The sequence below is a fragment of the Streptomyces sp. NPDC028298 genome, from assembly GCF_055565895.1.
This window is the reverse complement of sequence record NZ_JBVHTL010000002.1, coordinates 582,740-592,083: the sequence shown is the minus strand read 5'-3', so window position 1 is coordinate 592,083 and position 9,344 is coordinate 582,740. Positions and strand designations below refer to the sequence as shown.

Here is a 9,344-nt window from a genome sequence, read left to right as displayed (position 1 = left end):
CCTTCGCTCGAACTTGACCTTCGGCGCGCCCAACCAACGCAAAAGGGGGATGTGCGTCCTGACCACCGGAGCACCGCTTCCGCGCGGGTCTCTCGTTTCCGAAGCCGCTACCTCCAGGTGTCGCTCACGGAGTACCCGGCGCCCGAGCCGGTGGTGTAGGCGCGGTTGGCCCCCGACTCCCAGGTCACGGCGCCCGAGGCGTCCTTCTTGATGTACTTGTACGTGAACGAGGTCGACTTGGGCACGATCGCCAGGCGGCCCCAGTACGGGTAGGAGGCCGCGGACAGCGGGATCGCGTCGGCGGTGTTCCAGGAGCCGAGCGCGGGGATCGAACCGACCACGTACACGTTCGTGCCGTAGACGGTGGTCGCGGTCACCCCGAAGGTCAGGTCCGTCGCGTCCGCGTCGGCCACGTTCCAGGAGTTCTGCACGGTCACCGCCGCCGTGCCGGTGGTCAGGGTCCGGTTGGCGTTGGACTCCCAGGTGACGTTCCCCGAGGCGTCCTTCTTGATGTACTTGTACGTGATCGTGCTGTTCGCCGGGACCGCGACGTCCGCCTTCCAGACCGGGTAGCCGGACGAGGACAGCTTCACCGCGCTCGCCGGGTTCCAGCCGCCGAGAGCCGCGGCCGAACCGACCACGTACACGTCCGTGCCGGAGGTGGTCGACGCGTACGCGCCGAAGGTCGCCGTCACCGAGCCCGTGCCCGGATCGGTGCCGCCACCGCCGCCGCAGTTGACGGTGCAGACGTAGTCCGGGTCGTAGAACGCGACGGCGCCCTTGGCGGGGACGGTCAGCGAGGCCCTGCCGCCGCTCACCGTGACCGAGCCGGCGCCGCCGTCGATGACGTTCGGGTAGGTGCCGTCCGCGAGACCGGTCGTGTAGGTGTGGGTGTTCGCGGCCGAACTGTTGTTGATGGCGACGAAACCGGCGCCGCCCCGGCCGAAGCCGATCACGTTGGCCGCGGGGGACTGCCAGTCGGCGACGGCGTACCCGGCGGCCGCGTTGTGCCAGCCGATCATGCCGGAGACCGCGGTGTCACGGTCGAGGCAGTACCAGCCGGAGGCGCAGTTCGTGTCGGTGACGAGACCGCCGCCCGAGTTCGGCGGGGCCTGGTTGCTCTGGCCGAAGGTCCAGCCCGCGTACACCGACGGCCGGCCGTAACCGCGGGCGAGCTGGTAGACGTTGGCGAGCACGGCGGTCGCGCCGTCCTTGTAGCTCAGCGAGTAGCCGTTGCGCTCGGTGTCGTGGTTGGTGACCAGGGTGGTGGAGTTCGCCTCCGCGACCAGCCCCCAACTGCTCCCGAAACCGGCGAGGTTGGCGATGTCGCCCTGGAACTGCGCCTTGATCTGGGAGGCGAAGGCGAAGTCGAGGACGTCACCGCTGCCGTAGTACTCGTCGATGGAGGGCGGGGTGCCGGGATAGACCTCCTGGGTGATGTACGGCGCCGAGCCCGAGGTCGTGGTGTGCAGCCCGGCGACGATGGCCTTCATGTCGGCGGCCTCGATGTGCTTGGCGGCGTCGACCCGGAATCCGTCGACGCCCAGGTCGATCTGCTGGTTGAGGAAACCGGTGATCTTCGCGCGGACATTGCTCTCGGCCGTGTCCAGGTCCGGCATGCCGAGCAGTTCGCAGTGCTGGACCTGATAGCGGTTGGTCCAGTCGGTGATCGTCGTGGTGCAGTCGTCGCTGTCGGCCGGGTCGTAGTCAGGGGTGTCGTACTTGTTCGAGACGACCGTGCCGTTGTACCCGGTGCCGGTCTGGCCGGCGGTGTGGTTGATCACCGCGTCGGTGTAGACCTTGATGCCGGCCGCGTGACACGTGTCGACCATGGCCTTGAAGGCGGCGGCGGTGCCGAAACGGCTCTCGAGTTTGTAGGAGTAGGGCTGGTAGACGTCCCACCAGTAGTAGTTCGACTGCTTCAACGACTCGGCGGGCGGCGCCACTTGGACCGCCCCGTAGCCGGCCGGGTCGAGCACGTTCGTACACTCGGACGCGACCGACTTCCAGTTCCATTCCCACAGGTTGGCGATCACGTCGCCGTTGGGGACACCCGTGTCCGCCGCCGCTGCCGGCTGGGCGGGCAGTGCGGCCAGCCCGCCGAGCGCCAGCGCGACGGTCGCCAGCAGCCGGGAAACCCTTCTTCGCCGTAAAACCATGGGGGATGCGGCTCCTCTCCGGATCGGTCAGCGCGGCCGCGGGGACGCGGAGCTGACCCGTGTGGAGCGTGGGACCGCCCAAGGGGGCGCGTCAATAAGGGAGTTGGAAGTTCTTTCGACATCTTGCTGAAACATGATTGCAAGCGGTACGTTCCGATCCCCCCACCCGCACGACGAAGTGCAGGAGTACACACACATGGCACGGAAGAAGCTCGCGGCCTCGTTCGCCCTCGTGGCGGGCCTGGCGGTCACGGTGGCCGTTCCCCCCGGTACGGCGGCGGCCTCGCCGCCCGGCACCAAGGACGTCACCGCCGTCATGTTCGAGTGGAAATTCGACTCGGTCGCCAAGGAATGCACCAACACGCTGGGCCCCGCCGGATACGGCTACGTCCAGGTGTCCCCGCCCGCCGAGCACATACAGGGCTCGCAGTGGTGGACCTCGTACCAGCCCGTCAGCTACCGGATCGCCGGCCGGCTCGGCGACGCCACCGCCTTCAAGAACATGATCAGCACCTGCCACGCGGCCGGTGTGAAGGTCGTGGCGGACACGGTGATCAACCACATGGCCGCCGGTTCCGGTACCGGCACGGGAGGTTCTTCGTACACGAAGTACAACTACCCGGGCCTCTACTCGTCCGCCGACATGGACGACTGCACCTCCACCATCAGCGACTACACCAACCGGGCCAACGTCCAGAACTGTGAACTCGTCGGTCTCGCCGACCTGGACACGGGCGAGGAGTACGTCCGGTCGGCCATCGCCGGCTACATGAACTCCCTGCTCGGCTACGGCGTCGACGGCTTCCGGATCGACGCGGCCAAGCACATGCCGGCCGCCGACCTCGCCAACATCAAGTCCCGGCTGAGCAACCCGTCCGTTTACTGGAAGCAGGAGGCCATCTACGGCGCGGGCGAGGCCGTGCAACCCACCGAGTACACCGGCAACGGCGACGTACAGGAGTTCCGCTACGCCTACGACCTCAAGCGGGTCTTCAACAACGAGAACCTCGCCTACCTGAAGAACTACGGCGAGGGCTGGGGCTACATGAGCAGCTCCGTCGCGGCCGTCTTCGTCGACAACCACGACACCGAGCGCAACGGTTCCACGCTCAACTACAAGGACGGGGCGAACTACACCCTCGCCAACGTCTTCATGCTCGCCTACCCCTACGGCGCCCCCGACATCAACTCCGGCTACGAGTGGTCGAACGCGGACGCCGGCCCGCCCAACGGCGGTACGGTCAACGCCTGCTGGCAGGACGGCTGGAAGTGCCAGCACGCCTGGCCCGAGATCAAGTCGATGGTCGCCTTCCGCAACGCCACCCGGGGACAAGCGCTTTCTAACTGGTGGGACGACGGCAACGACGCGATCGCTTTCGGCCGGGGCAGCAAGGGCTTCGTGGCCATCAACCATGAGGCCTCCTCGCTGAGCCGGACGTACAGCACCTCCCTGGCCGCGGGAACCTACTGCAACGTCCAGAACAACACGAGCATCACCGTGAACAGTTCGGGCCAGTTCACGGCGACGCTGGGCGCCAACACGGCACTCGCGATCTATGCGGGCAAGTCGAGCTGCTGAAAAGCCTTTCCGCATGTTGCAAGACTCTTGCTGTAAACCTTGCGTGAGCGATACGGTCACGCGGGCGTTCGGCATCGTGGCCGAAACGCTGCGCGGGGTCGGACCCGAGTACGCCGTAATCGCTAGGAGTTCACGACTGTGGACCTGATACCGAGAGGGCCGGCGGGCCGCACCAGCCGCCCCAGGCTGCGTGCAGCCGTCCTCGCCGCCGCACTGGCCGTATCGCTTGCGCAACCCCTTGTGGCGCGGGCCCAGACCCCGCCCGCACCGCCGTCGGACGCGAAGCTCGCCGCGACGCCGTCCCGGCACGACTCCACCCGTGACCAGTTCTACTTCGTCATGCCGGACCGCTTCGCCAACGGCGACACCTCCAACGACAAGGGCGGACTGACCGGCTCCCGGCTGTCGACCGGCTACGACCCCACCGACAAGGGCTTCTACCAGGGCGGCGACCTCAAGGGCCTGACGAAGCGGCTCGACTACATCAAGGACCTCGGCACCACCGCCATCTGGATGGCGCCGATCTTCAAGAACCAGCCCGTCCAGGGCACCGGCAAGGACGCCTCGGCCGGCTACCACGGCTACTGGATCACCGACTTCACCAAGGTCGACCCGCACTTCGGCACCAACAAGGACCTGGAGACCCTGATCTCCAAGGCCCACGCCAAGGGCATGAAGGTCTTCTTCGACGTCATCACCAACCACACCGCCGACGTCGTCGACTACGAGGAGAAGTCCTACAGCTACCTCTCCAAGGGCGCCTTCCCGTACCTGACCAAGGACGGCCGGCCCTTCGACGACGCGGACTACGCGGACGGCACCAGGAAGTTCCCGTCGGTGGACGCCGACTCCTTCCCCCGCACGCCGACGGTCCCGGCCGCGAAGAAGAACGCCAAGGTCCCGTCGTGGCTCAACGACACGACCATGTACTCCAACCGCGGTGACTCCACCTACGCCGGCGAGTCCACCACCTACGGCGACTTCTCCGGCCTCGACGACCTGTGGACCGAGCGTCCCGAGGTCGTCAGCGGCATGGAGAAGATCTACGAGAAGTGGGTCGAGGACTTCGGTATCGACGGCTTCCGGATCGACACCGTCAAGCACGTGAACATGGAGTTCTGGACGCAGTGGGCGACCGCCCTCGACGCGTACGCGGCCCGGCACGGGCGCAAGAACTTCTTCATGTTCGGCGAGGTCTACTCCGCCGACACGTCGATCACCTCCCCGTACGTCACCCAGGGCCGTCTCGACGCCACGCTCGACTTCCCGTTCCAGGACGCGGCCCGCTCCTACGCCTCGCAGGGCGGCAGCGCGCAGAAGCTCTCGTCCCTGTTCGCGGACGACTACAAGTACACGACCGACAAGGCGAACGCCTACGAGCAGGTCACCTTCCTCGGCAACCACGACATGGGCCGCATCGGGTACTTCCTGGACCAGGACAACCCCAAGGCGACCGACGCCGAACTGCTGAAGAAGGACCGGCTCGCCAACGAGCTGATGTTCCTCAGCCGCGGCAACCCCGTCGTCTACTACGGCGACGAGCAGGGCTTCACCGGCGCCGGCGGTGACAAGGACGCCCGGCAGACGATGTTCGCCTCCAAGGTCGCCGACTACCTCGACGACGACGAGATCGGCACCGACCGCACCCACGCGAGCGACGCCTACGACACCGGCGCCCCGCTCTACAAGACGATCAGCGCCCTCTCCAAGCTGCGCAAGGACAACCCGGCCCTCGCCGACGGAGTCCAGACCGAGCGGTACGCCGCGGACGGCGCCGGCGTCTACGCCTTCTCCCGCACCGACGCGAAGACCGGCACCGAGTACGTCGTCGCCGTGAACAACGCCGACGAGGCCAAGGCGGCCACGTTCGCGACCGGTTCGGCGAACATGGACTTCCGGGCCGTATACGGAACCTCGGCTTCGGTGAAGAGCGACGCGGACAAGAAGGTCACCGTCACGGTCCCGGCCGGAGCGGCGATCGTCCTCAAGGCCGCCGGCCGGCTCGCCGCCCCCGCGACCAGGCCCACGCTGACCCTGAAGGCCCCCGCCGCGGGCGCCACCGGCACCGTCGAACTGTCGGCGGACGTCACCGGCGGACAGCTCGACCGGGTCGTCTTCGCCGCCCAGGTGGGCAACGGCACGTGGCACACCCTCGGCTCCGCCGACCACGCCCCCTACAAGGTCACCCAGGCCATCGGCAAGGACGTACCGGCCGGAACCGCCCTGCGCTACAAGGCCGTCGTCGTCGACTCGGCCGGACGCACGGCGAGCGCGACGGCCGGGTCCACCACCGGCACCGCGCCCGCCCCGGAGGTCCCGGCGGCCTCCTCGCGCGACTACGCGGTCGTCCACTACAAGCGCACCGACGGCGACTACACCGACTGGCGCCTGTACGCCTGGGGCGACATCGCCGACGGCGAGGGCACGACCTGGCCCGCCGGGCACGACTTCGTCGGCCGCGACGCCTACGGCGCCTTCGCCTACGTCAAGCTGAAGCCCGGAGCCTCCAGCGTCGGCTTCCTCGTCATCGACAAGGACGGCAACAAGGACGTGGCGAGCGACCGCACGATCGACGTCACCAAGACCGGCGAGGTCTGGGTCGAACAGGGCAAGGACACCGTCCTGACCGAGCAGCCCGACCTGCCCGCCCAGGACAAGACCAAGGCGGTCATCCACTACCACCGCGCCGACGGCGACTACGCCGGCTGGGGTCTGCACACCTGGACCGGGGCCGCGACGCCCACGGACTGGACGAAGCCCCTGGAGCCGGTGCGGACCGACGCCTACGGCGCCGTGTTCGAGGTGCCGCTCGCCGAGGGCGCCGGCAGCCTCAGCTACATCCTGCACAAGGGCGACGACAAGGACCTGCCCACCGACCAGTCGCTGGACCTGACGGCGAACGGCCACGAGGTGTGGCTGCTGAACGGCCAGGAGAAGTACCTGCTGCCGCAGCCCAAGGGCAGCGCGGCCGCGCTCGACCTGACCACGTCCAAGGCGATCTGGATCGACCGCTACACCGTCGCCTGGAACGGCTCCGACGCCGCCGTCTCCACCCAGCTCCTCTCCTCCCACGACGGCTCGATCGCCGTCAAGGACGGCGGGCTGACCAGCGACGACGAGCGCTGGCTGCGGCTGGGGAAGACCACCCTCACCGACGCCCAGAAGGCCAAGTACCCGCACCTGAAGGCGTACACCGCCTGGTCGGTGGACCCGCGCGACCGCGACCGGGTGCGCTCCGCGCTCGGCGGTCAGCTCGTCGCCTCGCAGCGGGCCGCGAACGGCGCCGTGCTCGCGGCGACCGGCGTGCAGATCGCCGGCGCCCTCGACGACCTCTACCCCGCGACGAAGGCGAACCTCGGACCGGTCTTCCACCAGGGCGTCCCCACCCTCTCGGTGTGGGCCCCGACCGCCCAGTCGGTGAGTCTCGACCTCGGCGGCTCCACCGTCGCGATGAAGCGCGACGGCGCCACCGGCGTCTGGTCCGTCACCGGACGGAAGTCCTGGACGGGCAAGCCCTACCGCTACGTCGTGAAGGTGTGGGCGCAGACCGTCCGCAAGATCGTCACCAACAAGGTGACCGACCCGTACTCGGTGGCCCTGACCGCCGACTCGGAGCGCAGCCTGGTCGTCGACCTCGACGCCAGGTCCCTCGCCCCCTCGGGCTGGTCCTCGCTCAAGAAGCCCAAGGCGGTACCGCTGAAGGACGCGCAGATCCAGGAACTGCACGTCCGTGACTTCTCGGTGGCGGACAAGACCGTCCCCGCGAAGGACCAGGGCACCTACCTCGCCTTCACGGACAAGAACAGCGACGGCTCCAGGCACCTGAAGGCGCTGGCCAGGTCCGGCACCTCGTACGTGCACCTGCTGCCCGCGTTCGACATCGCCACCATCCCCGAGAAGAAGGCGGACCAGCAGAGCACCGACTGCGACCTGGCCTCCTACGCCGCCGACTCCGAGAAGCAGCAGGAGTGCGTGGCGAAGACCGCCGCCAAGGACGCCTACAACTGGGGCTACGACCCGTACCACTACACGGTCCCCGAGGGCTCCTACGCCACCGACCCCGACGGCACCGGCCGCACGGTCGAGTTCCGCAAGATGGTCAAGTCGCTCAACGAGGACGGCCTCAGGGTCGTCATGGACGTGGTCTACAACCACACCGCCGCGAGCGGCCAGGCCGACACCAGCGTCCTGGACAAGATCGTCCCCGGCTACTACCAGCGGCTCCTCGCCGACGGCAGCGTCGCCAACTCCACCTGCTGCTCCAACACGGCGACCGAGAACGCCATGATGGGCAAGCTGGTCGTCGACTCGATCGTCACCTGGGCCAAGGAGTACAAGGTCGACGGCTTCCGCTTCGACCTCATGGGACACCAGCCGAAGGCCAACATCCTCGCGGTCAGGAAGGCCCTCGACGGGCTGACCCCCGCGAAGGACGGCGTCGACGGCAAGAAGATCATCCTGTACGGCGAGGGCTGGAACTTCGGCGAGGTCGCCGACGACGCCCGGTTCGTCCAGGCCACCCAGAAGAACATGGCCGGCACGGGCATCGCGACCTTCTCCGACCGTGCCCGTGACGCCGTCCGCGGCGGCAGCCCCTTCGACTCCGACCCCGGGGTCCAGGGCTTCGGCTCGGGCCTGTACACCGACCCCAACTCCTCCACCGCCAACGGCACCCCGGCCGAGCAGAAGGCCCGCCTGCTGCACTACCAGGACCTCATCAAGGTCGGCCTGACCGGCAACCTGGCGGCGTACCGCTTCACCGACACCGACGGCAAGGAGGTCAAGGGCTCCGAGATCGACTACAACGGCCAGCCCGCGGGCTACGCGGCGGCCCCCGGCGACGCGCTCGCCTACGCCGACGCCCACGACAACGAGTCGCTGTACGACGCGCTGACGTACAAGCTGCCCGCGTCGACGAGCGCCGCCGACCGCGCTCGGATGCAGGTCCTCGCGATGGCGACGGCCACCCTCTCGCAGGGTCCGTCCCTCTCCCAGGCCGGCTCCGACCTGCTGCGCTCCAAGTCGCTGGACCGCAACTCCTTCGACAGCGGTGACTGGTTCAACGCCATCCACTGGAACTGCCAGGACGGCAACGGATTCGGGCGCGGGCTGCCGATGGCCGCCGACAACACCTCGAAGTGGCCGTTCGCCAAGCCGCTGCTGACCTCCGTCAAGGTGGGCTGCGAGCAGATCGACGGCACCTCGGCCGCCTTCCAGGACCTGCAGCGGATCCGCACGGGCGAGAAGGTCTTCTCGCTCTCCACGGCCGCCCAGGTGCAGTCGCAGCTCTCCTTCCCGCTGTCGGGCAAGGACGAGACCCCCGGAGTGATCACGGCGCGCCTCGGCGACCTCGTGATCGTCTTCAACGCGACCCCGGAGAAGCAGAAGCAGACCGTCGGCTCGCTGGCCGGTTCGGCGTACGCGCTGCACCCGGTGCAGGCGCAGGGCGCGGACCCGGTCGTCAAGTCCTCGTCCTACGCGAAGGACACGGGCTCCTTCACCGTCCCGGCCCGCACGGTGGCGGTGTTCACCCGGACCCCGTGACCTGGGCCTGACCCGGCGGGGGCGGCCCCGGACACCCTGAGCACGACGGGGCGTCCGGGGCC

At 68.4% G+C, this 9,344-nt stretch carries 3 protein-coding genes; 2 read left to right on the top strand and 1 reads right to left on the bottom strand.

The window, feature by feature from the left end; translation table 11 throughout:
* Positions 1-107: 107 nt before the first annotated feature.
* Positions 108-2,159: a carbohydrate-binding module family 20 domain-containing protein gene (locus ACZ4TO_RS11170; RefSeq protein ID WP_468024017.1), complete on the bottom strand. Its 2,052-nt coding sequence runs from the start codon at positions 2,157-2,159 to the stop codon at positions 108-110.
* A gap of 196 nt (positions 2,160-2,355) precedes the next feature.
* On the opposite strand from ACZ4TO_RS11170, the gene ACZ4TO_RS11165 reads away from it, so the two are divergent.
* Both ACZ4TO_RS11165 and pulA read left to right on the top strand, forming a co-directional pair.
* Positions 2,356-3,738: an alpha-amylase gene (locus ACZ4TO_RS11165; RefSeq protein WP_468024016.1), complete on the top strand. Its 1,383-nt coding sequence runs from the start codon at positions 2,356-2,358 to the stop codon at positions 3,736-3,738.
* 144 nt (positions 3,739-3,882) lie between these two features.
* Entirely contained in the window at positions 3,883-9,282 is a 5,400-nt protein-coding gene (pulA, locus tag ACZ4TO_RS11160; protein WP_468024363.1) for a pullulanase-type alpha-1,6-glucosidase, read from the top strand.
* Positions 9,283-9,344: the final 62 nt, after the last annotated feature.